Here is a 22,795-nt window from a genome sequence, read left to right as displayed (position 1 = left end):
TCTCGTCTGCATTCGGCGCTGGGCTATCTCAGCCCCATGCAATACGAGCAACGCTGGCTGGCGGCTCAGCGCAAGAACGCCGCATGAAACCCGGGCTAAGCGCTCCGAAATTCAGGGGCAACCTCACACCTCCTCCCGGATCTATGTCTGCAGCCCCAATCCGATCACGCTGTCGTGGCGCAGCAAGTTCGTCGGCCATCTGCGTGCGGTCAACAACAACTTCATCGACACCTACCAGCTCAAGCTGCAGAACGTCATGCTCGACGCCAAAGTGCTCGGCATCGCACGCAAGGACAAGCAATTGCTTGTGACCTTCCACTATGCCCACGCAGACGAAGAAATCGAAGTCATGGAGTTCGACCGCGTCATCGTGTGCACGGGCTTCCGCTTCGATGCGTCGATCTTCGACGAGAGTTGTCGGCCCGAGCTGGCCATCAAGGACCGCTTTCCGGCGCAGACCAGCACGTTCGAATCCGTCAACGTGAAAGACCTGTTCTTCGCGGGCACCATCATGCAAGAGCGTGACTTCAAAAAGAAGCAGTCCGGTTTCGTACATGGCTTCCGCCACAACATCGAAAGCCTCAGCCGCGTGCTGTCCGAGCGCTACCACGACGACATGTGGCCCGAGAAGAGCGTGGACGCTCACCCGAACGCCCTGGCGTCGGCCGTCCTCAACCGCGCCAACCTGAGCCCTGGCCTTTGGCAGCAGACCGGCTTCATCGGCGACGTCCTGGCCAGGATGAACGATGGCACCTATCGCTACTACGAAGATGTGCCAACGCAGTATGTCAAGGACAGCCGTTTCGGCCACCACGAGGAGTACTACGTCATCACGCTGGAGTTCGGGTTGGACATCATCTATGCCAGCCCGGATCCGCTGGCCGTGACGCGCATCCACAAGGACGATGTGGAGAACGCGGCCCTGAGCACGGGGATCCACCCCATCGTGCGGCGCTATCGCCATGGGGAACTGATCGCCGAGCACCACGTGCTCGAGGACATCATCCCGGAGTGGGACGAGATCGCGGTGCATGTCGCCCCCCTGGAACGGTTCTTTGCCGCCCAGCAGGGCCAGGCCGAACCCCGAGCCAACCAGCTTCCTGAATCCTCGGGGCAGGTCTACGCCTGACCGTCGCGGAGTTGGCGTGTCCACGCCTTGTTCTCAAGTCCTATCCCACCAATGGAGAAACTCATGTCTGCACAACTTTCTGAATCGGTGATCTGGCATCCCACCATCGGCCGTACCGCATTCGATCTACCGAGGCTCGACTGCAAGATCATCCATGGCAAGCCCTATGAATCCGGCGTCACGCAGACCAGGATCCCCCACAGGCCTGGCACCGGTGGCAAGCCCATCGAAGGCATCACGCCAGAAACCACAGGATGCCGCGAGATCACCTATTCGCTGTTCGAGATCGCGCCGCTGGCCGAAGACGGCCCGGTTCACATCCATGAGCACGAGACCAGCGGCTACGTCGTGAGCGGAAAGCTGGCCCTGCTGTGGGGCAACTCGCTTGAGCACTATGAAGTGGCCGAGGCTGGCAGCTTCGTATTTGTGCCGCCGGGCGTTCCCCACTTCATCGACAACCCGAGCGACACGGAGCCTTGCGCCGTGCTGTTGACTCGCTACGTGACCGAAACGGACTCCACCGCCGTGATCCTCCCGGACATGGAGCGCCTGCGCAAGCAGAAGCGGGAGCTCCACCGCCGCGCGGCGACGGAAGCCGCCAACTGACGCCATCGGGACTGGATGCCGCTCCGGCTTGTCAAACCGGGGCGGTGTCCTGACACGGAGTTCACGAACATGTCAAGACAAATCGCCATCGTCGGTGCGGGACTCGTGGGGTGCGCGCTGGCCCACATGCTGGCTCGCCGAGGCCACGAGATCGTGATGTACGAGAAGCGGCAAGCCGCTGATGCGCCGGACTCGCAAGAGCGTCGCTCGACGCACCTGGTGGTATCCGCCCGCGGCTGGAAGGCCCTGGGTGACATCGGTGTGGCCGACCAGGTCCGTGACATGTCGCTGCCCTTGGCGGGCAGGTGCATCCACCTGCCCGGCCAGGCTCCGCACTTCCAACCTTACGGCGCTGATGGGCAGACCATTTTCGCCATTCAGCGCAGCGCACTGAATCGCCTGCTCCGAGAACTCTGCGCCGACAATCCACGCATCGACATGAGGTTCGCCCATCGATGCATCGACGCGCAGGCATCACAGGGACGGCTGACCGTACTCAATTCAAAAACAGGGAGGGTCACGGAAAGCGAGGTCGACATCCTGTTCGCCGCGGACGGCGCGTTTTCCGGCGTGCGCGGGGCGCTCATGAAGCGCGAAGCGATGGAGATATCGCAACGCTCGGAGCACTACGGCTACAAGGAGTTCACGCTGAGCGGTGGGCAAGCCCTCAGCTTGCGCGCGGACACGATGCACGCGTGGCCCCGGGGGGACGCTTCCCTCTTTGCATTCCCCAACGCGGACGGTAGCTTCACGGGCACCTTGATCGCACCGTTCAACGGGCACAAGGGGTTCTCCAGCCTCGACGATGCCCGCAGCATCACCGCGCTGTTCGACACACTGTTCCCCGACGTCTCGCCCGACGCCTTCATCCACGAGCTGCTCGACAACCCGGCGAGCTCCCTGTTCACCTTTCGATGCCGCCCATGGGTGTTCGCGGGTCGGGCGGCCCTCATCGGTGATGCCGCTCACGCCATGGTGCCGTTCCTGGGACAGGGCATGAACGCGGGCTTCGAGGACTGCTCCGCCCTGATGGATCTGCTCGACAAGCACCACGAAGACTTCGCCAGGGCCTTGCCCGAATTCGAATCGAGCAGACGGGACAACTGCGAGGCGGTGACGGACATGTCGCTACAAGCATTCGAAGAGCTCTCCCAATCGATCGGCAATCCGGAGTTCCTCTTCAGAAGAAGTCTTCAGCAGCGTATCCAGGCCCTGTTTCCTCAGCGTTACGCAGCGCCCTACGACCTGATCGCCTTCACGCACACGCCCTATGCCGAAGTCAAGGCCAGGATCGATGAGCTCGAGCGGCTCACCGACGCGATTCTCGACGCGGCGTCGCCTGCCCTGCTCATGGACGAGGACGCCTCTGACCGCTACATCCACATGGTGATCGACCGCCAGAAGGAGTTCAGCCATGCAGCCTAAGCTTTTCACCACCCGCATCTGTCCCTACGCCCAGCGATGTGTGATCGTGCTGCTCGAAAAGGGCATCGACCACCAAATCGTTTACATCACGCCTGGGGAATACCCCGAAGGCTTCGAAAAGATCTCGCCACAGAAGAAGGTACCGGTGCTCGTGACGCACGAAGGCGCCATCGTGGACTCGGTGGCCATCAACGAGTACCTCGAGGACGCCTATCCGGAACCGCTGCTTCCGCAGGGCACCTATGAACGGGCCTGGTCCAGGAGCTGGATCGAATTCTGCGGCCCTTGCATGTCGGACTTCGGCACCATGATCCTGGCCAAAACGGCCAGCGAATTCGAGGCTGCCCGCCATGCATTGATGGGCAAGCTCGATCTCGTGGAGGCCCATTGTCTTGCACGCCACATGGTGGGGACCAAGCTGTCGCTGGTCGACTGCACGTTCGCCCCCCTGCTCCAGCGCCTCTGGTTTCTCCATGACCGCAGCGGCGGCGTCATGGAAGAAAGGCGCCATCCTGGCATCGTCGCCTGGGGCCACAGGCTGATGGCCAGCCGATCGGTCATCGACTCCCTGCACGACAGCGCGATGGCGTCTTTCCTTGATTTCCTGCAAGCACGAGACAGCCACGTCGCATGCATGGCCCCGCTCGACCACGCAACGGCCGCGGCCTGAACCGGAGAGCCGCCATGACAGCAACAGACGCCCCGATCCGAAGCGGAAAGCCCAACTACCTCAAGCTCACGGAGGACTTCGATTTCTTCCGCCTGTTCAGGCTGATCGAGAAGAAATACGACAACTGCTTCCTCCTGGAGTCCCTCGGGGAAGAGTCCAATGTGTCACGGCACCACGTCATCGGATTCGATCCCGTCAAGATCATCAGTGCCCCGAACCCGGGGACGCTGCAGACCATGGACACAGCCACCGGCCAGTGCCAGACGGAAAGCGTGCACAACCCCTACTTCGAGCTACGGCGCTTCGTTCCGAACGTCATCTCCAGAAGCTATGCGGGAGGGCTGGTTGGCTATCTGGCCTATGACGCCATCAATCTGTTCGAGCCAGGCCTCCAAGTGCAGGACAGCGACGCATTCGAAACGTTCAAGTTCGGACTGTTCCTCGATGGGCTCATCTATGACCATGTCACGGGCGAGATCTTTTACTACTACTACGACACATGCCGCTTCGACGAGATCCAGCAACTCATGGGCAGCGAGCCGGATGACTTCGGCAAACTTGAAGTCGAGTTCCTGGGCCACTCCATGGACAGGCAGGCCCATGCGGCCACCGTGAAGAAGGTGAAGGACGACATCGTGGCCGGCCGGCTTCTGCAATGCGAGGTTGGCATGCGCAGCGACTACCGCATCGAGGGTGACACGTTGCGCATTTATGAACGCCTGCGCAGCGTCAACCCTTCGCCCCACATGTACTACCTGAAGTTCGGCGCGCAGAAGATTATTGGCGCCTCGCCCGAGCTGCTGTTCCGGATGAGGGGCGGACAGATGGAAACGTTTCCATTGGCGGGCACGGAGCGTCGCGGCCAAAGCGCCGCGGAGGATGTGCAACTCGCGAGGAGTCTGCTCAACGACCCCAAGGAGATCGCCGAGCACAACATGCTGGTCGACCTGCACCGCAACGACATCGGCAAGGTGGCCCGCATCGGCTCCGTCAGGGTACGCAGCCTGATGGATGTCAAGCGCTTCTCGCATGTCCAGCACATCTCCTCGGAGATCGTCGGCATGGTCGCCGACGGCGAAGACATGTTCTCGGCGCTGTCCGCCAACTTCCCGGCGGGCACATTGACCGGCGCACCCAAGATCGAGGCCATCAAGGTCATCAACGAGCTGGAGAGCTCCCCGCGTGGTCCGTACGGCGGCGCGCTGGGCCAGTTCTCCATGAATGGCGACTGCGCGTTCGCCATCCCGATCCGCTCGGTGTTCATCCACGGCAACCTGGGCTACGTACAGACATGCGGAGGCATCGTCTACGACTCCGTTGCCGACAACGAATACCGAGAGATCGAAAGGAAGCTGTCGGCCATGAAAAACGTGCTGATGGAATTCAGCGGGAGCCCCACATGCGTGTCCTGATCATCGACAACTTCGACTCCTTCACCTACAACCTGTACCAGACCATCGGCGAGATATTGCTGTCCGCATCGACCGATCGTTTCGCCAGGCCGGACGTGAATGTCGTCAGGAACAACGCGGTCACGCTCAAGGACATCGAGCGCTACGACCCCACCCACATCGTCATCTCGCCCGGCCCAGGCTCGCCGGAAGATCCAGCCTACTTCGGGGTGTGCCGCGAGGCCATCCTCCATTTCGGCCGTGCCGTACCCGTCCTGGGTGTCTGCCTGGGCATGCAGGGGATCGCCCATTGCTTCGGCGCACGCATCCGGAACGCGCCGATGCCGGTTCACGGCAAGACATCCAGGGTGCTGCACCGCGATGTCGGCGTCTTCGCGGGGCTGCCCCAAGGGCTGGAGGTGATGCGCTACCACTCCCTCATGGTGGACAGGTCCACGCTTCCCGATTGCTTCGAAGTCACCGCCTACACGCATGACTTCGCGCCTTCGGCCGCTGAAGAAGACCGCATTGTGATGGGCATACGCCACTTGGCACTGCCGATCGAAGGCGTGCAGTTCCACCCCGAATCATTTGCCACGGAAGGAACCAGGGACCTCCTGGGCAACTTCCTCTACAAGCGCATCCCTCACACCGACGGCTACAGGCTGGTCGCATGAAGGGGCGCCCGGCCATCGGGCCAGGGCCCTGGCTTCCTTGGCCCATCCATTCACAGACGGCGGACTCGTCGCGAACGTTAATGAGGAAATGAAATGTTCAACACCCTAGAAATCTGGCGCCTGGTCCAGGTGACCTGCCTGGCGGCCACGATGATGCATCTATCGGGCTGCAACTCCGATGCCGCGGCCAACAGCAACCAGGGCCCGCCACCACCCGAAGTGGACGTGGCCTCCGTGGTGACGCGGGCCGTCAACGCCCCGGACGAGTTCAATGGCCGCGTGAGCGCCGTGGACACCGTGTCCTTGCGTCCACGCGTGAGCGGCTACATCGAAAGGGTGGCCTACAAGGAGGGCGACGAAGTCAGCAAAGGCGATCTCCTGTTCGTCATCGACCAACGCCCCTACAAAGACGCGCTGAACACCGTGCTGGCGCAGCTGGAACGGGCCAAGACCGCATCCCGGCTGGCCAAGGCCCAGGTCGATCGCGTCCAGACGCTGATCGCTGCGAACGCCGTATCGCGCGAAGAGTTCGACAGCCGTCAAGCGGACCTGGAACAGACCCTGTCCGATGTCAGGGCGGCGGAAGCGGCGGTCGCGAGCGCGAAGTTGAATTTGGCGTTCACGGAGATACGGGCACCCATCTCGGGCCGGGCCGGGAGAGCCATGCTCTCCGTCGGCAACCTGGCGCAGTCGGACCAGAGCCTGCTCTCGACCGTGGTGTCACAGGACCCGATGTACGTGTATTTCAATTGCGACGAGCGCAGCTACCAGCGGTTCCAGGAGATTGCCAAGAGGAATGGACGAACCGCCACGAGCGGTGCGGTCCGCATCGGCCTGGCCAGTGACACCGGCTTTCCCTACGAAGGCAAGGTGAACTTCCTTGACAACCACGTGGACCCCGAGACAGGCACGATCCGCGCTCGCGCCATTCTTCCCAATCCGGATCGGCGTCTCACACCAGGCATGTTCGCCCGGGTGCAGTTCGATGCCAACGGCGAGTTCAAGGCCATGCTGGTCAACGAACGCGCCATCCTCACGGACCAGGACAGAAAGTACCTGTATGTCGTGGGTCCGGAGAACAAGGCCATGCGCAAGGACGTCATGCTGGGCCCGTTGATCCGCGAGGCCAAGGCGGACGCACCGTCCCTGCGCGTCATCGAGTCGGGGCTGGACGCGAATGACAAGGTCATCGTCGGCGGAACGCAAAAGATCTTCTATCCGGGCATGGTCGTCAAGCCGGTCAACGCGCCGGCCGAAACAGTCGCCGAAGCCGGCACCAAGCCCCCGATGTAAGGAGTGCCGCCGTGGACTTCTCAAAATTCTTCATTGATCGCCCCATCTTCGCGGTGGTGCTGTCCATCGTGATCTTCGCCCTGGGCCTGGTCGCGATTCCCTTCCTGCCTTCGGGGGAGTACCCCGAGGTGGTGCCGCCCAGCGTGGTCGTCAGAGCGGTCTACCCAGGCGCCAACCCCAAGGAGATCGCCGAGTCCGTCGCGCAGCCACTGGAGGAGGCCGTCAACGGCGTCGAGGGCATCATGTACATGAAGTCCGTGGCGAGCTCCGACGGCAGTCTCCAGCTCACGGTCACCTTCCTGCCGGAGGTGCCACCGGATACCGCGGCGGTGAGGGTTCAGAACCGGGTAAGCCAAGCGCTCAGTCGTCTGCCCGAGCAAGTGCGTCAGTTCGGCGTCACCACGCAGAAGCAATCGCCTACGCCGCTGATGTATGTCAGCCTACTGTCGCCGGGCAACCGCTACGACTCCCTCTACCTTCGCAACTACATCACCCTGCGTGTCAAGGACGAGCTGACGCGCATTCCCGGCATTGGCAATGTGGGCCTGATCGGATCGGGTGACTACGCCATGCGCGTATGGCTCGACCCCAACAAACTGGCGTCCAGAGGGCTGACCTCTTCCGATGTGGTCAAGGCTATCCGCGAACAGAACGTGCAGGTTTCGGCGGGCCAGCTCGGCGCCGAACCCACGCCGAACAGCGCCGACTTCATGGTGTCGATCAATGTTCGCGGACGCCTTCGCAGCGAACAGGAGTTCGGCAACATCGTCGTCAAGAGTGGCTCGGAAGGCCAGATCACGATGCTGTCCGACGTGGCCCGCATCGAGCTTGGCGCCAGTGACTACACCCTGCGTGCGCTGGTGGACAAGCAGAACCAGGCCACCATCGGCATCTTCCTGTCGCCCGGCGCCAATGCACTGGCGGTGGCCGACAAGGTCCATGCCAAACTCGATGAGCTCTCGAAGAGCTTTCCCACAGGCGTCACCTACAAGCCTGTCTGGGATCCGACCAACTTCGTGCGGGACTCGATCGGTGCCGTCAAGAGCACGCTGATCGAAGCCGTCATCCTGGTCGTGCTGGTCGTCATCTTGTTCCTGCAGACCTGGCGCGCATCCGTCATCCCGTTGGTCGCCGTGCCCGTATCGATCATCGGCACCTTCGCCGGCCTCTACCTGCTTGGGTACTCCATCAACACCCTGACCCTGTTCGGGCTCGTGCTGTCCATCGGCATCGTGGTCGATGACGCCATCGTGGTGGTGGAAAACGTCGAGCGCAACGTACGCAAGGGGCTCTCCCCCGTGGCGGCCGCGCACCAGGCCATGAAGGAGGTTTCCGGCCCCATCGTGGCCATCGCGCTGGTGCTGTGCGCCGTCTTCATTCCCATGATGTTCCTGTCTGGCGTCACGGGCCAGTTCTACAAGCAGTTCGCCGTGACGATCGCGATCTCGACGGTGATCTCCGCGGTCAACTCGCTCACCCTGTCCCCGGCGCTCGCAGCCAGGCTCCTGCGCGAACACGACGCACCGAAAGACGCCTTCACCCGTGTCATGGATCGCTCTCTGGGCTGGCTGTTCGGGCCATTCAACAGGTTCTTTGATCGCAGCGCTTCACGCTACCAAGGTTTCGTGGCCGGCAACCTGCGCATGAGAGGCGTCGTGTTCGTGGTGTATGCCGCGCTTCTGGGCGCCACGGCCTGGCTGTTCAATTCGGTTCCGGCGGGCTTCATCCCCAAGCAGGACAAGCTGTATCTCTTTGCCGGAGCCAAGCTGCCTGAAGGCGCATCACTGGCACGCGCCGATGCCGTGACGCGCCAGATGATTGCGCTGGCCAGCACGGTCGAGGGCGTGGAAACGGTGTCCGCCTATCCCGGTTTGAACGCACTGCAACAGACCAACACCCCCAACCTCACCGCCTCCTACGTCATCCTCAAACCATTCGACCAGCGAACCCGCAGCGCGGCGGACATCAATGCGGAGCTCAACGCCAAGTTCTCCTCCATCAAGGACGGCTACGCGTTCGCGCTCATGCCGCCGCCCATCCAGGGGCTCGGCAATGGCTCCGGCTATTCGCTGTACCTGGAAGACCGAGACGGACTGGGCTACGGGGCCCTCCAGGGAGCCCTCAACGCCTTCAGGGGAACCGTGGCGCAAACACCCGGAATGAGCTTTCCCGTCAGCGCCTACCAGGCCAACATCCCGCAGCTCGAGATCCAGGTGGATCGCGTGAAGGCCAAGTCGCATGGTGTGGCACTGAGCGACCTGTTCGACACGGTGCAAACAAACCTGGGCTCCACCTATGTCAACGACTTCAACATGTTCGGCCGCACCTACCGGGTCATGGTCCAGGCTGACGCCCAGCATCGGCAACGTCCCGAAGACATCGGCAATCTCTACACACGCAACACCCAGGGCGACATGGTGCCCGTGGGCTCGATGGTCAACATCACCCAGGCTTATGGTCCGGATCCCGTGGTCCGCTACAACGGCTATCCGGCCGCCGACTTGATCGGCGACGCCGACCCCAGAGTCTTCTCGTCGGGACAGGCCATCGCCAAGCTGTCGGAGATCGCGGCCAACGTGCTGCCGCCAGGCGTGAAGCTCGAATGGAGCGATCTCAGTTACCAGCAGGTGACGCAGAGCAGCGTGGCGTTCGTGGTGTTCGGTGTGGCCGTCTTGCTGGCATTCCTGGTGCTCGCCGCCCTGTACGAAAGCTGGACATTGCCTCTGGCCGTCGTACTGATCGTTCCCGTCTGCATGTTCGCCGCGCTCACCGGCGTGCGCCTCACGGGTGGCGACAACAACATCTTCGTGCAGATCGGGCTCGTGGTCCTGATGGGACTGGCCTGCAAGAACGCCATCCTGATCGTTGAATTCGCGCGCGAACTCGAAATGCAAGGCCTGCCCACCGTCAAGGCGGCACTGGAAGCCTGCAAGCTGCGGCTGAGGCCCATCGTCATGACATCGATCGCCTTCGTGGCCGGCGCCGTCCCCTTGCTGCTCAGCCATGGCGCGGGCAGCGAAGTGCGCATCGCCACCGGTGTGACCGTGTTCTCCGGCATGTTGGGCGTGACCGTGTTCGGTCTGCTGCTCACGCCCGTGTTCTATGTCGCGCTGCGGCGGCTGTCCGGTACACCCTTCTCTGGCCGCGCCACGCACGACGCGAAACCTGTCGATCTGAATCTGGGAGTGCAATCATGAACAACGAGTGGCCGACATCACACCGCGCCTTCACCGCGAAGGTCTCGCGCCTCACGCTCGCCGCGATGGTGAGCCTCATGGCCGGATGCGCGGTTGGCCCAGACTACCAGAAGCCATTGATCGCCCTGCCCGAGCAATTCAAGCACCGACAGGACGACAGTGAGGACATGTCACAGCGCGGGCAGAAGGCCGCTCAGGACCACCGGTTCTGGCTTGCGTTCGGCGATCCCGAGCTGGCAAGGCTGGTCGACCAAGCACAGGCCGCCAACAAGGACCTCGGGGTCGCCGTCTCGCACTATGCACAGGCCAGAGCCTTGCTGTCCGAAGCGCGGGGCGACCAGTTGCCCACTGTCACGATGGGGGCTCGGGGCGGGCACGAGAAGCTCAGCATCGACCAGTCCTATGGTTTCCCGAGGAGCCATGACAACTACAGCGTTGGCGTGCTGGCCAGTTGGGAGCTGGATCTCTTTGGCCGCGTTCGGCGCAAAGTCGAGGCCCAGCGGGCCGAGGTCAAGGCCAGTGAGCATGAGGTGGAAGCCTTGAGGATAGCGATCGTCGGGGAGACCGCCGCCACCTACATGACCCTGCGCGGTCTTCAGGAGCGACTCAAGGTGGTGCAGGACAATGTCGAGAACCAGCGACAGATGCTCAATCTGGTCGATGTCAGGGTCAAGGCAGGTCGGGGCACGGACTTCGACAGCACCAGGGCCCTGGCCCAGTTTCAGTCCACCGCGGCCCGCGTGCCCGTGATCGAGGCGAGTATCGCCGTGGCTCAGCACCGACTCGCGGTGCTCACCGGACAGCAGCCCGAATCGCTTGATCTCGTGTCGACCACGGCCCGTCCCCTGCCGACGCTCCCTGCCAGGATATCGCCCGACACGCCCGGCGACGTCCTGCGGCGGCGCCCCGACATCGCGGCCGCGGAAGAGCGCCTCAAAGCCGCCACGGCCCGGATCGGCGTGGCCGTCGGAGATCTTTTCCCCAAGTTCAGCTTCAGTGGTCTGGTCGGCTACCAGGCGTTCAAGGCCGATGATGTGTTCAGCAGTCGGGGCGCCATGAACAGCGGCTTCCTGGGCGTGGACTGGTCGTTCCTGGATGTGAGCCGCGTCAAAGCCCGCATCGCAGCCAGCGAATCCGAAGCTTCCGCCCAGATGCTGCAGTACCAGCAGACGGTACTGCTCGCGCTTGAGGACACCGAGAATGCACTGGTGCGTTACTCGCGCACGCGGATGGAAGACTCGTTGCTCGAACAGGCTGCACGTGACAGCACCAAGGCCGCCGGCATGGCCCGCATGCGTTATCAGTCAGGCATGACGGACCTGTACGAGTTGCTCGATGCCGAACGGGCCGTGCTGTCCGTACAGGAGCAGTTCGTGGACGCCCGCACGCGCAGCGCGCTCAACGCGGTTGCACTGTTCAAGGCCATGGCAGGAGGTTGGCCGCAGCCCGACCAGCTGGCGGCCAACCAAACAACAGCCCGCAAGCCTTAGCGTCAGGCGCAAGCAGCGCCACAGCGAGACGCCCCCCGATGCGGCAGCTGGCATCGGGAAGCATGGTTGAGCAGGGCCAGCCCGTCACTCCAGCAGGAACTGCAAGCGTGGATCCGCCTTTCCCGGGCTGATCTGCAAGATGTCCGCCGTCACAACGCCATGAACGACAAACGGATCTTCATTCACGAACGCCTGAATCTCTTGCAGGGACTCGGCCTTGGCCAGGATGCCCCCACCCAGATTGGGTTGAAGGCTGCCGAGCAGCAGAAATTTCTGCTCGGCGAACCCCTTCTGAATCCATTCGTTGTGTCCGGCCATCCATTGGGCCGCCTTGCTTTTGTCTGCGAACTTGAGAAGCACGATGAACATCACTTTCCTTCCATTGATTATTTGCGGCTCAAGGGATTGATTGAGCCAAAAGGCGAACAACCGACCAAGTATCCGTCCCACTTCAGCTCACGCTCCGGAATGAGAATAGGACAGACGAGCAAATATAAATCATCCACAGTTAGGCGGCAACTTCACGCATGAACAATGCATTCAAAGGACACAAACAAGAAATCACACATCACAAGAAGGACATTAATAGGACAAAAGGCCTACGAGAAGAACGACACATGCCAGCTGACCGTGATCAGGCATGAACCACAGAAGGAGTCCCACGACAGGTTGTACGCATCCATGGGATCAGGCATCCCGACCCACTTCCATCCATTCATTGGGGAATCAACATGCACAGCGCTTCCATGCAGTTATTGATGTTCGCCACCGCTGCGATCATCATCATCATCATCGCGGCACAGATCTGCGGTCACATGGCCCCCAAGCTTGGGCAACCTGTCGTCGTGGGAGAAATGGTCGCGGGTGTCCTGCTGGGGCCTTCCGCACTGGGTTATGCACTGCCGGAGTTCAGCGCGTTCATCTTCAACGCCGAGGTCAAGAAGACCCTCTATGTCATCGCGATGAGCGGCTTGGGGCTGTACATGTTCCTGGTCGGCGCGGAGCACGAGAGTTCTGGCCAGAAAGGACGGCGACGCTATCTGCCGATCATTCTCAGCATCCTTGGCATCGTCCTGCCCACGGCGATGGGCAGCGCGGCCACCATCGCCATCGCTCAGCAGTTCAAGCCTGGCAACGTCGGCATGGACGTGTATGTCCTGTTCGTGGGCGTGGGGCTGTCCGTGACCGCCTTTCCGATGCTCGCCCGTTTCCTGCAGGAGCGGAACATGATGAAGACCATGTTCGGCGCTACCGCGATCGAGGCTGCCGCCATTGACGACGCCATGGCCTGGTGCGGACTGGCGCTCATCAGCGCGATGGCTGTTCACGGTTCCATGGTCGTGGCCCTCTATCAGACGGTCATACCGGCGATCTTCTTCGCAGCTGGCGTATTCTGGCTTCTGCCGAAGATATTCCGACGCGCTTTCGACAAGGCGGTGGCAAGCGGCACCATCAGTGACAAGCTGCTGGGCGGCCTCTTGATCACCGTGTTTGTCTGCAGCCTCATCTCGGACTACATCGGCATCTACTCGGTCTTCGGGGGCTTCATTGCCGGCGCAGCGCTCCCCAAGGTGCCAGGCTTTTCGAAGCTCTTGCAGGACAGGCTTCTGCAGACGGTGAAATGCCTCTTTCTGCCCGTGTTCTTCGCGTACTCCGGCCTGAACACCGATGTGTTCGGATCCTTCAACAGCCAGACACTATGGGTCTTTGGCGTACTGCTGGGCGTGGCCGTTGTCTCCAAGGCGCTTTCGGCGGTGACCGTGCTGCGCGCGTATCGCTGGTCATGGGGTGAGACCGTGGCCATGGCGGGCCTCATGAACGCCCGCGGCCTGATGATCCTGGTCTACATCAACATCGGCCTGGCGCTCGGCATCATCCACACCGAGATGTTCTCCATCATGGTGATGATCGCCATCATGACCACCGCACTGGCCAAGCCCATCTACCGGATCTACTTCTCAGATTCGAGAGAAGCCGCGCAACGGGCCGCCTGGCGCCGCCAGGCGCCGACTGCGCCCGCCAGCACGGACGTCGGCACCAAGGAAGGCGACGCGCTGCTGCCACCGGGTTTCGGAGACGAAGGGGCCGCCATCGCGAAGGGCTGAGCCGCCCTTCGAAGCCGCGAGCCAGCAAGCTGCCACATCGGACATCCGCCGTTTCAACGACATGAATTCTCAGAATCAAGCCATCGCCCACCAGTACGAACTGGTCAGACGGCGCTCGGAGCTGATCTGCGCGCCTTTGTGCGCCGAAGACTACGTCCCTCAGCCCACGGTCGAGGTGAGCCCGCCCAAGTGGCATCTCGGCCATTCGACCTGGTTCTTCGAAACCCTCGTGCTGGGGCCGCACCTGGCCGGATATGCCGTGCACCACCCGTCCTACGGCTACATCTTCAACAGCTATTACGAAAGCCAGGGAGAGAGGGTGCTGCGGGCCCATAGAGGCGCACTCAGCCGGCCCACCATCGCCGAGGTCATCTCCTATCGACTTCATGTCGATGCGTCGATCAAGCGGCTCCTGAAGCAGGCTCCCGAGCAAGGCGTTCTTGACTTGATCACCCTCGGCATTCAGCATGAGCAGCAGCATCAGGAACTTTTGCTGACGGACATCAAGTACATACTGGGCTCCAATCCGCTGCGTCCTCCGTACTGGGGCAACGAGGGCACTTTTTCGGTGCTCCAGGATGATTCGAGACGCGTGTCGATGGTCGGTCGGGAAGCCACGCTCGACGTCGCCGCCGAACATGCCCGCGAACCTCATGCCCATGGCGCGGAGTGGATCGAGTTCTCAGGGGGGCTGCTCCAGATCGGCCACGGCGGGGCCGGGTTCGCCTACGACAACGAAGGCCCTCGGCACACCGCCTATGTTGCCGGCTTCCAGTTGCGTGCATCGCTGGTGAAGAACAAGGAATACCTGGCCTTCATGCATGACGGCGGCTACCGGCGCTTCGATCTCTGGCACGCGGAAGGCTGGGACTGGGTTCAAGCCAACAAGGTGAGCGCTCCGCTCTACTGGCGTTGCGAAGCGGGCACCTGGCTTCATTACACATTACAGGGAGAACTTCCTCTGGCGCCTGGCGCGCCGGTGTCCCACATCAGCCTGTTCGAGGCCCTTGCTTTCTGCAAATGGGCCGGCTGGCGTCTTCCCACGGAATTCGAGTGGGAGGCGTTGTGCACCGGCTTCTTGTGGGGCAGGCGCTGGGAATGGACGAGCAGCGCCTATCTGCCCTACCCCGGCTACCGGGGATACCAGGGGGCTGCGCTCGAATACAACGGCAAATTCATGCTGAACCAGACCGTCCTGCGCGGCAGTTCGTTCGCAACCCCTGCAGGCCATTCGCGAAAGACGTATCGGAATTTTTTCCACCCGCCACTTCGCTGGCAGTACACCGGCATCCGCCCGGCCCGAGATCTATAAAACCCACAGGATTGAATGATGGAATTCTTGGACATCACCACCGCTCTTGCGCCCGCCGAAGCCACATCGCCCTCCCCTGTCGACGCCGACATGGTCAAGGACGTTGTCTCGGGCCTGTCCGCAACGCAGAAGTTCCTGCCCTCGCGCTGGTTCTATGACGATGAAGGCTCGCGTCTCTTTCAGAAGATCATGATCATGCCGTCCTACTATCCCTCGCGCGTGGAACACGAGATCCTCGTGCGGCGCGCGCAAGACCTGGTTAGATGGATCGCGCCCTCCTCGGGGGAAGTCGATCTGATCGAACTCGGATGTGGCGACGGTACCAAGACGGTATCCCTGTGCACGGCACTTCATGACGCCGGAGTTCCTCTGGCCTTCCACGCCATTGATGTATCCGCCCACGCGCTCGCCGAGTTGAGCACACGCTTCAAGCATGAACTGCCGCAAGTGGCAGTGCACGCGCTGCGAGGCGACTACTTCCAGAGGTGGCCGTCCGTCTATGCGCTGCGCAAGCAGGTCGCGATGTTCCTGGGCAGCAATATCGGCAACCTGCCGATCGCCCAGGCCATCGGGCTGCTCAAACGCATCAGGTCTCGACTCAAGCGCGGCGACCTGCTGCTGTTGGGCGTGGACCTTCAGAAGGACCCTCGCGCCGTGCTGGCTGCCTACAACGATGTCGAGGGCGTCACAGCGCAGTTCAACCTCAATCTGCTCAGCCGGCTGAACCGCGAGCTGGGCATGAATTTCGATCTGACGGCTTTCCGGCATTACGCCTGCTACTCGCCCATCGATGGCGCCGCCCGCAGCTTCCTGGTCAGCACCGTGGAGCAGACGGTGCGCAGTACGCAACTGGCGCGGACGTTCCATTTCCGCGCAGGCGAGACGATCTACACCGAACAGTCCCAGAAGTACACTTTCGACACCGTGGAAGAACTGGCCGCGTCCGGAGGGTTCACCGTGTGCGATCACATCACGGATGCGCGCGAGTGGTACAGCATCTCCGTTTTGGGCGCTCATTGACGCATGGCAGGAAAATCGCCTCACGACCGCCCCCCTGAATGCGCACCAAGACGGGTTGATCAACTAGGTCAATTGTCCTATCATGGTGCGGCAAATGCCATACCGATGCGGACAAGAAGCGAGGCGCCACGCCAAACGCAATGTCAGCCGATGCGTGTGCACACGCCTGACGTTTGGCACCTCCCAGGCATTCTGCGCACCAGTGATATGGCGTGGAAGAAGATCCTGGTCAAGAAACGGAGATGCAATGGGTGACATCACAACGAGAGAGCAGATCGTCAGTTCTGCGGACAGGCTTTTCTACGAGCAAGGCTACGAGCACACCTCGTTCTCGGACATCGCCAATGCGGTGAAGATTTCCCGGGGCAATTTCTACTATCACTTCAAGACGAAGGACGAGATCCTCAGCGCCGTCATTCAACTACGGCTGTTGAAGACCCAGCAGATGCTTGAGGGCTGGGACTCGGCGGACGAAGGCGCGCTGGCACGGATTCGCAGCTTCATTGAACTGCTCATCATGCAGCGATCGCAGATCAAGAAGTTCGGCTGCCCTGTGGGAAGCCTGTGCACGGAGCTGGCCCGCTTGAATCATCCCGCCCGCGTCGAGGCCAACCAGGTGTTCACGCTGTTCCGAGTGTGGTTGTGCCGCCAGTTCACAAGCCTGGGCTTCGATGCGGATGCCGATGAGTTGGCCATGCACTTGCTGTCCCGCAGCCAGGGAGTCGCGACCCTCGCCAGCGTGTTCCGGGACGAGCAATTCATCCGAAGTGAAGTGGCCCAGATTCACCATTGGCTCGATTCACGGATTGAAGCGCAGGCCGCCTGATCCAAGAAATAAAAACTGGAGGTTGACGATGAGCATGACGATGTTGGGCCCCGACGGGAAACTGAGATGCCGCTGGTGCAGTGCGGCGCCAGAGTTCATCGACTACCACGACCTGGAGTGGGGCGTTCCGGTCGACGACGACAACCGGCTGTTCGAGAAGATCTGTCTTGAAGGGTTTCAGTCCGGTTTGAGCTGGCGAACCATCCTCGCCAAGCGGGAGAACTTCAGATCTGCTTTCCATGGCTTCGATTTCCGGCGGGTGGCAAAGTATGGCGAACGCGACGTCGCCCGCCTGCTGGCCGACGAAGGCATCGTCAGGCATCGCGGAAAGATCGAAGCCGTGATCAACAACGCCCAGCGCGCCGTCGAGCTCGCTGATCGCGAAGGCTCGCTGGCTGCCTTTTTCTGGCGCTATGAACCCGCCCCAGGGCAACTGGCCACGCCCCAAACGGCCTCGACCTCCGAGGCATCGGAGGCACTGTCCAAAGCGCTGAAGAAGCTGGGCTGGAAATTCGTCGGGCCCACAACGGTCTATGCGTTCATGCAGGCCATGGGGCTGATCAACGATCACGTGGAAGACTGCACCATGCGAGCCAAAGTGACTCGGGCGCGAAAAGCATTCAAGCGCCCTTCCTCCGCATCGGCGGTGGCCACCACATGAGGCGGCCGCAGCGCTCTGACTCGCCATCGACCTGGCTGACTCTGCGCCACAATCCATCCGTATGAACCAGGCTATCCAAACGACGACAGCCGCCGCCGGGTCTCCCGCTCACCGAGGCCTGTCCAAGACGCAAATGCGGATGCGAGCCCTTGCGGCCATCGCGCTCCTCTGCCTCATGGGGTGGCAAACCGCGCAGGCGGGTCCTGTTCGGGAGCGCATGGCCGAACGCCGGGAAGCCCGCCAGGGCGCCTCCTCCGGCGCCCTCACGGCCGCGCAGCGCCCCGCGCACGCGGATGTGGCCTACGGCCAGGACCCGGCGCAGACGATGAACGTCTACGCCCCCAACACCGCCAACCAAGGCCAAGGCGCACCCGTGATCTTCATGGTGCACGGCGGTGCCTGGGCCATGGGCGACAAGGCCTCGTCGCACGTGGTGCGGCACAAGGCGGCCCGCTGGCTGCCCAGAGGCTTGCTGTTCATCTCGGTGAACTACCGGCTGCTGCCCAGCGCCGATCCACTGGAGCAGGCCCGTGACGTGGCCCGTGCGTTGGCCTTCGCGCAGCAACAGGCCTCCGCCTGGGGTGGCGATGCCGGCAAATTTGTGCTGATGGGGCATTCGGCCGGCGCCCATCTGGTGTCGCTGCTGTCGGCCGAGCCGGCCCTGGCGCGCGAGCAGGGCGCCAAACCCTGGCTGGGCACCGTGTCGCTGGACAGCGCCGCCTTCGACGTGCCCGCCATCATGGGTGCACGCCATGCCAGGCTGTACGACCGCGCCTTTGGCAAGGATCCGAACTTCTGGGCCGCCACCTCGCCGCTGCACCAGTTGAAGCAAGCACAGGCGCCCCTGCTGGCCGTGTGCTCCAGCCGCCGCGACGATGCCTGCCCGCAGGCTCAGGCTTTCGCGGCCAAGGCCACACCGCTGGGCATGCGCGTGAGCGTGCTGCCGCAGGACCGCACCCACGCCGAGATCAACGATGAGCTGGGACAGCCCGGCGCCTACACCGAGGCAGTGGAGGATTTCCTGCGTTCCTTGGACCCCGCCCTGGCCAAGGCGCTGGAGGCGCGCCGCTGAGCGGCCGCCCGCCTGCTCACAAGGTCGGATCCAGCATCAAGGCTGACTGCATCCCGGAGAGCAGCTCCAGCGAGCGCAACCGCGCCTTCTGGTCATGCAGGTGCGCCGTCACCATCAGCTCATCGGGCCGGTAGGTGTCCAGGAAGCGGCGCAGGCCCTGCAGCACCGTGGCGGGTGATCCGACAAAGGCGTGGCGCAAGGCGCGGCCCACCCCGGCCTGCTCCTCCGCCGTCCAGAGCCCGTCCATCGAATCGACCGGTGGCGGCACCTGGCCCGGCACACCGCGCCGCAGGTTCATGAACGACTGCTGCACCGAGGTGAAGGCCCGGCGTGCCTGTTCATCGGTGTCGGCCACCACGACGTTCACCGTCAGCATCAGGTGCGGGCTGGCCCGTGTGGCTGAAGGCTGGAAGCGCTGCCGGTACAGCTCGATGGCCGGATCCAGTTGCTCGGGCGCGAAGTGGGAGGCAAAGGCATAAGGTAGCCCCAGCACCGCCGCCAGTTGTGCGCCATACAGGCTGGAGCCCAGGATCCACAGCGGCACACGCAGGCCATTGCCCGGGTAGGCGCGCAGGCGCTGGCCGGGCCTGTCGGGCTCGAAATAGTGCTGCAGCTCCTGCACGTCGTCGGGGAAGCGCTCGGCCGCGGCGACAGGATCCCCGCGCCGCATCGCGCGGGCCGTAAGCTGGTCGGCGCCCGGTGCCCGACCCAGACCCAGGTCGATGCGCCCGGGGTAGAGCGCCTCCAGCGTGCCGAACTGCTCGGCAATGGTCAGCGGGGAATGGTTGGGCAGCATGATGCCGCCCGCCCCCACGCGGATGCTGGAGGTGCCGCCCGCCACATGGCCGATCACCACCGAGGTGGCGGCGCTGGCGATGCCGGGCATGTTGTGGTGCTCGGCCAGCCAGAAGCGCTTGAATCCGCAGCGTTCGGCCTGGCGGGCCAGCTCCAGGGTATGGTGAAGTGCCTGCGAAGCGTTGCTGCCCATGGCGATGGGCGACAGATCCAGAACGGAAAGGGGAACGGGGTACGGCATGGTGCGCACACTGTAGGCAATCCCGGCGGTCTCGACCGGGCCGGGCGTGCAAGCCCATGCACCCGACCCCGGCGACGCACGAGCAAACCCCGCCCTGGATGTCACCAAGGCACAATCGCCCGCCCCGCGCTACGATGGGCACCATGTTCTCGTTCGACAAGTTTCTGGCGCTGGTCATCGCCACCATCTGCGTGCTGCTGCTGGTGCGCCTGCTGGCCGGCGCTCGCCGACGGCAACGCATCGACCAGACCGCCTCCCGCTGGTGGCACGGCCTGCGCCGACGCGCCAGACACCTGGCCCACTGGCGCCAGGATCGACGCTCGGCCGAAAAAGCCGCTGAAGAGGCCATCCGCCGTGCGCGCGATGGGGTGGAGCGCAAGGGCAACGTCTACACGCCCAAATCCTTCAACAAGCCCCGCAAGCCACACTGAGGCCGAGGCTGTCCGGAAATGACGGGGCAGCAATCCCCCGAAATCCGTGGGCCATGGTCGGTTACGAGATAACGAGAATCATTCTCAAAGATAATGGCGTCCTTTCTGGGCAAGGCTGCCCGGAACGCCTTGTCTGCGTAGTCGCCCCCTCATGCCCGCCGCATTGCCTCTGTCTCCCTCTGCACGCCACCGCTGGATGGTGGCCTCGCGCGCCCTCGCTGCCATCGGTGGCGGCTATGTGCTGGCGGCTTTGAGTGCTGCGGCCCTGGCCGTGTCCCTGCCCCTGGCCCGCGTGGATGCCACGCTCACGGCCACCATGCTGTCCTTCCTGGTCTATGCCTGCGCCGTGGTGTGGGTGTTCGCGGCACGCACCGCAGGCCGCGCCTGGCTCGGCCTGCTGGTGCCGTCGCTCGCGCTGGGCCTGGCCGTGTGGCTGCAACGCTTGCTGGGGGCCGCATGAAGGAAGGTTTCCGCCAATCGATGGCCTGGCTGCACACCTGGTCGGGCCTGCTGGTCGGCTGGGTGCTGTTCGCGATGTTCGCCACCGGCACCTCAGCTTATTTCCGTGACGACATCACCCTGTGGATGAAGCCGGAACTGCACCAGGCCAGCACCCAGGCTCTGGCGCCAGCCGCAGCGGCAGAGATGGCCACAGCCCGCCTGCAGGCCGTGGGCGACAAATCACCCCGCTGGTTCATCTCGCTGCCCGATGCGCGTAATCCCTCACTGGGCATCACCTGGGCACCAGCCCCCGCCCCGAAGGATGACAAGGCGCCCAAGAACCAGCGCCGCCGCTTCGAATCCGAAACGCTCGACCCAGCCACGGGCGAGCCCATGGCCAAGGCCCGCCAGACACGCGGCGGCGACTTCCTCTACCGCTTCCACTTCGATCTGCACTACATGCCCGTGGTCTGGGCCCGCTGGATCGTGGGTGTCTGCGCCATGCTCATGCTGGTGGCCATCATCAGCGGCATCATCACGCACCGCCGCATCTTCTCGGACTTCTTCACCTTCCGGCCACGCAAGGGACAGCGCTCCTGGCTGGACGGGCACAACGCCACCGCCGTGCTGGCCCTGCCCTTTCACATCATGATCACCTACACGGGGCTGATCACGCTGATGTTCCTCTACATGCCCTGGGGCGCGCAGAACGCCTACAAGGGTGATGAGAAAACCTTCTTTGCCGAAGCCTTCCCTTCGCGCAACGACGACGCCAAACCGTCCGGTGAACACGTGGCGTTGGCCCCACTGGGCCCCATGGTCACGCAGGCCATGCAGCACTGGCAGGGCACGCCACCCGGCCGCATCACCGTCAACCGGCCCAACGATGCCACTGCCACCATCAGCATGACACGCCAGGGCGAGCACTCGGTGTCGAGCAAGCAGCCCGTGATGCGCTTCAACGGCACCACGGGTGAGCTGATCGGCACGCAGGGCGATGACCTGTCCGGCGCGATGCAGACGCACGGCGTGCTCTATGGCCTGCACGTGGCGCACTTCGCCACGCCGCTGATCCGCCCGCTGTTCTTCCTGTGCGGCCTGGCCGGCTGCGCCATGGTGGGCACCGGCCTGCTGCTGTGGGCCGTGAAGGAGCGCCAGAAATACGCCAAGGCGCTGGCCAAGGGCGGCCGTGTCGGCTTTGGGCTGCGCCTGGTCGATGGCCTGAACATCGGCGCCGTGGCCGGCGTGCCGCTGGCCATCGCCGGCTACTTCTGGGCCAACCGCCTGCTGGCCGTCGACATCCCCGAGCGTCAGGCCGCCGAGATCGCCTGGTTCTTCAAGGTGTGGGGCTTCGTGGCCGTGCTGGGCCTGCTGCGCCCCACGCGCGGCATGTGGAAGGTGCTGCTGGTGGCCACGGGCCTGGCCTTCGGCCTGATCCCGGTGCTCAATGCCTTCACCACCGCCACCCACCTGGGCGTGACGCTGTTCAACGGCCCGCTGCCCATCGCCATGTTCGACCTGACCATGCTAGGCCTGGGGCTGCTGTGCCTGTTCTCGGCCTGGATGCTGCATAAGCACCAACCCAAGCCAAAGGTGGCCAAGGCAGCCGCGGACAAGCCCACACCATCCCGCGGCCAACCCTTCCTGGACGGCGATGCCCTGCCCGAGGTGCAAGGATCATGATGACGATAACCACCTGGCTGGCCGTGGCCGCCGTTGCGCTGGCCTATGCCGGTTTTGCCGCCCTGAGCCTGGCCATGGACCGGCACCACGCCGATGTCTTCGGGCGCGGCAAGGAGCCTTCAGCCCGAGCGCGCCAGTGGCTGCGCGCTGGCGGCACCATCGCCCTGGCCCTGTCGCTGCTGGCCTGTGTCGAACGGCAAGGCTGGAACATCGGCCCCATCCTGTGGTGCGGCGCGATGACACTGGGCGCCCTGCTGCTGTCCGGCCTGCTGCTGCCCTATGCGCCGCGCTGGGCGCTGCGCCTGGCGGTGGTCAGCGCGCCCGTGGGGC

Annotated in this window: 20 protein-coding genes and 1 pseudogene; 19 read left to right on the top strand and 2 right to left on the bottom strand. The window is 63.3% G+C overall.

Features of this window, described 5'->3' with window-relative positions:
• The 9 genes and pseudogenes from WAQ08_RS19470 to WAQ08_RS19430 form a co-directional block, all read left to right on the top strand.
• Window positions 1-1,129: pseudogene (locus WAQ08_RS19470) on the top strand (hypothetical protein); the annotation flags it as partial.
• A gap of 63 nt (window positions 1,130-1,192) precedes the next feature.
• On the top strand, window positions 1,193-1,735 hold the full coding sequence (locus tag WAQ08_RS19465; protein ID WP_422193959.1) for a cupin domain-containing protein: 543 nt from the start codon (window positions 1,193-1,195) through the stop codon (window positions 1,733-1,735).
• Between the two features lie 69 nt (window positions 1,736-1,804).
• On the top strand, window positions 1,805-3,160 hold the full coding sequence (locus WAQ08_RS19460) for an FAD-dependent oxidoreductase (RefSeq protein WP_422193957.1): 1,356 nt from the start codon (window positions 1,805-1,807) through the stop codon (window positions 3,158-3,160).
• Window positions 3,150-3,830 carry a glutathione S-transferase family protein gene (locus tag WAQ08_RS19455; protein ID WP_422193955.1) on the top strand — a complete coding sequence of 227 codons (681 nt, stop codon included), beginning with the start codon at window positions 3,150-3,152 and terminating at the stop codon, window positions 3,828-3,830. The genes WAQ08_RS19460 and WAQ08_RS19455 overlap by 11 nt, the downstream gene beginning before the upstream one ends.
• Window positions 3,831-3,844: 14 nt before the next feature.
• Entirely contained in the window at window positions 3,845-5,242 is a 1,398-nt protein-coding gene (locus WAQ08_RS19450) for an anthranilate synthase component I family protein (protein ID WP_422193953.1), read from the top strand.
• On the top strand, window positions 5,230-5,898 hold the full coding sequence (locus tag WAQ08_RS19445) for an anthranilate synthase component II (protein WP_422193950.1): 669 nt from the start codon (window positions 5,230-5,232) through the stop codon (window positions 5,896-5,898). The genes WAQ08_RS19450 and WAQ08_RS19445 overlap by 13 nt, the downstream gene beginning before the upstream one ends.
• Window positions 5,899-5,991: 93 nt before the next feature.
• A complete protein-coding gene (locus WAQ08_RS19440; RefSeq protein WP_422193949.1) occupies window positions 5,992-7,191 on the top strand; it encodes an efflux RND transporter periplasmic adaptor subunit in 1,200 nt (399 codons plus the stop codon).
• An 11-nt stretch (window positions 7,192-7,202) separates the two neighbouring features.
• Window positions 7,203-10,388 (top strand): efflux RND transporter permease subunit, encoded by a 3,186-nt coding sequence (locus WAQ08_RS19435; RefSeq protein ID WP_422193948.1) that lies wholly within the window; start codon window positions 7,203-7,205, stop codon window positions 10,386-10,388.
• A complete protein-coding gene (locus WAQ08_RS19430; protein ID WP_422193947.1) occupies window positions 10,385-11,878 on the top strand; it encodes an efflux transporter outer membrane subunit in 1,494 nt (497 codons plus the stop codon). The genes WAQ08_RS19435 and WAQ08_RS19430 overlap by 4 nt, the downstream gene beginning before the upstream one ends.
• 84 nt (window positions 11,879-11,962) lie before the next feature.
• On the opposite strand, the gene WAQ08_RS19425 is transcribed toward WAQ08_RS19430, so the two are convergent.
• Window positions 11,963-12,247 carry a YciI family protein gene (locus tag WAQ08_RS19425; RefSeq protein WP_422193945.1) on the bottom strand — a complete coding sequence of 95 codons (285 nt, stop codon included), beginning with the start codon at window positions 12,245-12,247 and terminating at the stop codon, window positions 11,963-11,965.
• Window positions 12,248-12,609: 362 nt separating this feature from the next.
• Between WAQ08_RS19425 and WAQ08_RS19420 the strand changes: the two genes are divergently transcribed.
• From WAQ08_RS19420 to WAQ08_RS19395, 6 genes are all read left to right on the top strand, one after another.
• The gene (locus WAQ08_RS19420; protein ID WP_422193944.1) at window positions 12,610-13,983 is read left to right on the top strand and encodes a cation:proton antiporter; all 1,374 of its coding nucleotides are present in this window, start codon (window positions 12,610-12,612) and stop codon (window positions 13,981-13,983) included.
• 61 nt (window positions 13,984-14,044) lie between these two features.
• The gene (gene egtB / locus WAQ08_RS19415) at window positions 14,045-15,295 is read left to right on the top strand and encodes an ergothioneine biosynthesis protein EgtB (RefSeq protein ID WP_422193942.1); all 1,251 of its coding nucleotides are present in this window, start codon (window positions 14,045-14,047) and stop codon (window positions 15,293-15,295) included.
• A gap of 27 nt (window positions 15,296-15,322) precedes the next feature.
• Window positions 15,323-16,315, top strand: a complete 993-nt coding sequence (egtD, locus tag WAQ08_RS19410; protein WP_422193940.1) for an L-histidine N(alpha)-methyltransferase — start codon at window positions 15,323-15,325, stop codon at window positions 16,313-16,315.
• A 247-nt stretch (window positions 16,316-16,562) separates the two neighbouring features.
• Window positions 16,563-17,141: a TetR/AcrR family transcriptional regulator gene (locus WAQ08_RS19405; RefSeq protein ID WP_422193939.1), complete on the top strand. Its 579-nt coding sequence runs from the start codon at window positions 16,563-16,565 to the stop codon at window positions 17,139-17,141.
• 28 nt (window positions 17,142-17,169) lie between these two features.
• Window positions 17,170-17,802 (top strand): DNA-3-methyladenine glycosylase I, encoded by a 633-nt coding sequence (locus WAQ08_RS19400; protein ID WP_422193937.1) that lies wholly within the window; start codon window positions 17,170-17,172, stop codon window positions 17,800-17,802.
• Between the two features lie 217 nt (window positions 17,803-18,019).
• Window positions 18,020-18,874 (top strand): alpha/beta hydrolase, encoded by an 855-nt coding sequence (locus WAQ08_RS19395; RefSeq protein WP_422193936.1) that lies wholly within the window; start codon window positions 18,020-18,022, stop codon window positions 18,872-18,874.
• Window positions 18,875-18,890: 16 nt separating this feature from the next.
• Here WAQ08_RS19395 and WAQ08_RS19390 read toward each other — a convergent pair whose 3' ends face one another.
• Window positions 18,891-19,910 (bottom strand): LLM class flavin-dependent oxidoreductase, encoded by a 1,020-nt coding sequence (locus WAQ08_RS19390; RefSeq protein ID WP_422193934.1) that lies wholly within the window; start codon window positions 19,908-19,910, stop codon window positions 18,891-18,893.
• 143 nt (window positions 19,911-20,053) lie between these two features.
• Between WAQ08_RS19390 and WAQ08_RS19385 the strand changes: the two genes are divergently transcribed.
• From WAQ08_RS19385 to WAQ08_RS19370, 4 genes are all read left to right on the top strand, one after another.
• Window positions 20,054-20,341 (top strand): hypothetical protein, encoded by a 288-nt coding sequence (locus WAQ08_RS19385; protein WP_422193932.1) that lies wholly within the window; start codon window positions 20,054-20,056, stop codon window positions 20,339-20,341.
• A gap of 151 nt (window positions 20,342-20,492) precedes the next feature.
• Window positions 20,493-20,801, top strand: coding sequence for a DUF3649 domain-containing protein (locus WAQ08_RS19380; RefSeq protein ID WP_422193930.1), 309 nt, complete (start codon window positions 20,493-20,495; stop codon window positions 20,799-20,801).
• Window positions 20,798-22,465, top strand: coding sequence for a PepSY domain-containing protein (locus WAQ08_RS19375; protein WP_422193928.1), 1,668 nt, complete (start codon window positions 20,798-20,800; stop codon window positions 22,463-22,465). Before WAQ08_RS19380 ends, WAQ08_RS19375 begins: the two co-directional genes overlap by 4 nt.
• Window positions 22,462-22,795: DUF3325 domain-containing protein (locus WAQ08_RS19370; protein ID WP_422193926.1), on the top strand; the 334-nt coding region annotated here is incomplete at its 3' end. The genes WAQ08_RS19375 and WAQ08_RS19370, both read left to right, overlap by 4 nt.

Source organism: Aquabacterium sp. (genome assembly GCF_049274795.1).
Taxonomy (GTDB): Bacteria; Pseudomonadota; Gammaproteobacteria; order Burkholderiales; family Burkholderiaceae_C; genus Aquabacterium.
Note: the sequence above shows the minus strand (reverse complement) of the source record. Positions and strands in the feature narration are given on the sequence as shown.

Excerpts from the sequence above, each read along its gene's own strand:
- WAQ08_RS19455 (WP_422193955.1), top strand. The coding sequence starts at position 3,150 with ATGCAGCCTAAGCTTTTCACCACCCGCATCTGTCCCTACGCCCAGCGA.
- WAQ08_RS19395 (WP_422193936.1), top strand. The coding sequence starts at position 18,020 with ATGGCCGAACGCCGGGAAGCCCGCCAGGGCGCCTCCTCCGGCGCCCTC.
- WAQ08_RS19420 (WP_422193944.1), top strand. The coding sequence starts at position 12,610 with ATGCACAGCGCTTCCATGCAGTTATTGATGTTCGCCACCGCTGCGATC.
- egtB (WP_422193942.1), top strand. The coding sequence starts at position 14,045 with ATGAATTCTCAGAATCAAGCCATCGCCCACCAGTACGAACTGGTCAGA.
- WAQ08_RS19450 (WP_422193953.1), top strand. The coding sequence starts at position 3,845 with ATGACAGCAACAGACGCCCCGATCCGAAGCGGAAAGCCCAACTACCTC.
- WAQ08_RS19385 (WP_422193932.1), top strand. The coding sequence starts at position 20,054 with ATGTTCTCGTTCGACAAGTTTCTGGCGCTGGTCATCGCCACCATCTGC.
- WAQ08_RS19465 (WP_422193959.1), top strand. The coding sequence starts at position 1,193 with ATGTCTGCACAACTTTCTGAATCGGTGATCTGGCATCCCACCATCGGC.
- WAQ08_RS19440 (WP_422193949.1), top strand. The coding sequence starts at position 5,992 with ATGTTCAACACCCTAGAAATCTGGCGCCTGGTCCAGGTGACCTGCCTG.
- WAQ08_RS19400 (WP_422193937.1), top strand. The coding sequence starts at position 17,170 with ATGAGCATGACGATGTTGGGCCCCGACGGGAAACTGAGATGCCGCTGG.
- WAQ08_RS19375 (WP_422193928.1), top strand. The coding sequence starts at position 20,798 with ATGAAGGAAGGTTTCCGCCAATCGATGGCCTGGCTGCACACCTGGTCG.
- WAQ08_RS19405 (WP_422193939.1), top strand. The coding sequence starts at position 16,563 with ATGGGTGACATCACAACGAGAGAGCAGATCGTCAGTTCTGCGGACAGG.
- WAQ08_RS19390 (WP_422193934.1), bottom strand. The coding sequence starts at position 19,910 with ATGCCGTACCCCGTTCCCCTTTCCGTTCTGGATCTGTCGCCCATCGCC.
- WAQ08_RS19425 (WP_422193945.1), bottom strand. The coding sequence starts at position 12,247 with ATGTTCATCGTGCTTCTCAAGTTCGCAGACAAAAGCAAGGCGGCCCAA.
- WAQ08_RS19445 (WP_422193950.1), top strand. The coding sequence starts at position 5,230 with ATGCGTGTCCTGATCATCGACAACTTCGACTCCTTCACCTACAACCTG.
- WAQ08_RS19460 (WP_422193957.1), top strand. The coding sequence starts at position 1,805 with ATGTCAAGACAAATCGCCATCGTCGGTGCGGGACTCGTGGGGTGCGCG.
- WAQ08_RS19380 (WP_422193930.1), top strand. The coding sequence starts at position 20,493 with ATGCCCGCCGCATTGCCTCTGTCTCCCTCTGCACGCCACCGCTGGATG.
- WAQ08_RS19430 (WP_422193947.1), top strand. The coding sequence starts at position 10,385 with ATGAACAACGAGTGGCCGACATCACACCGCGCCTTCACCGCGAAGGTC.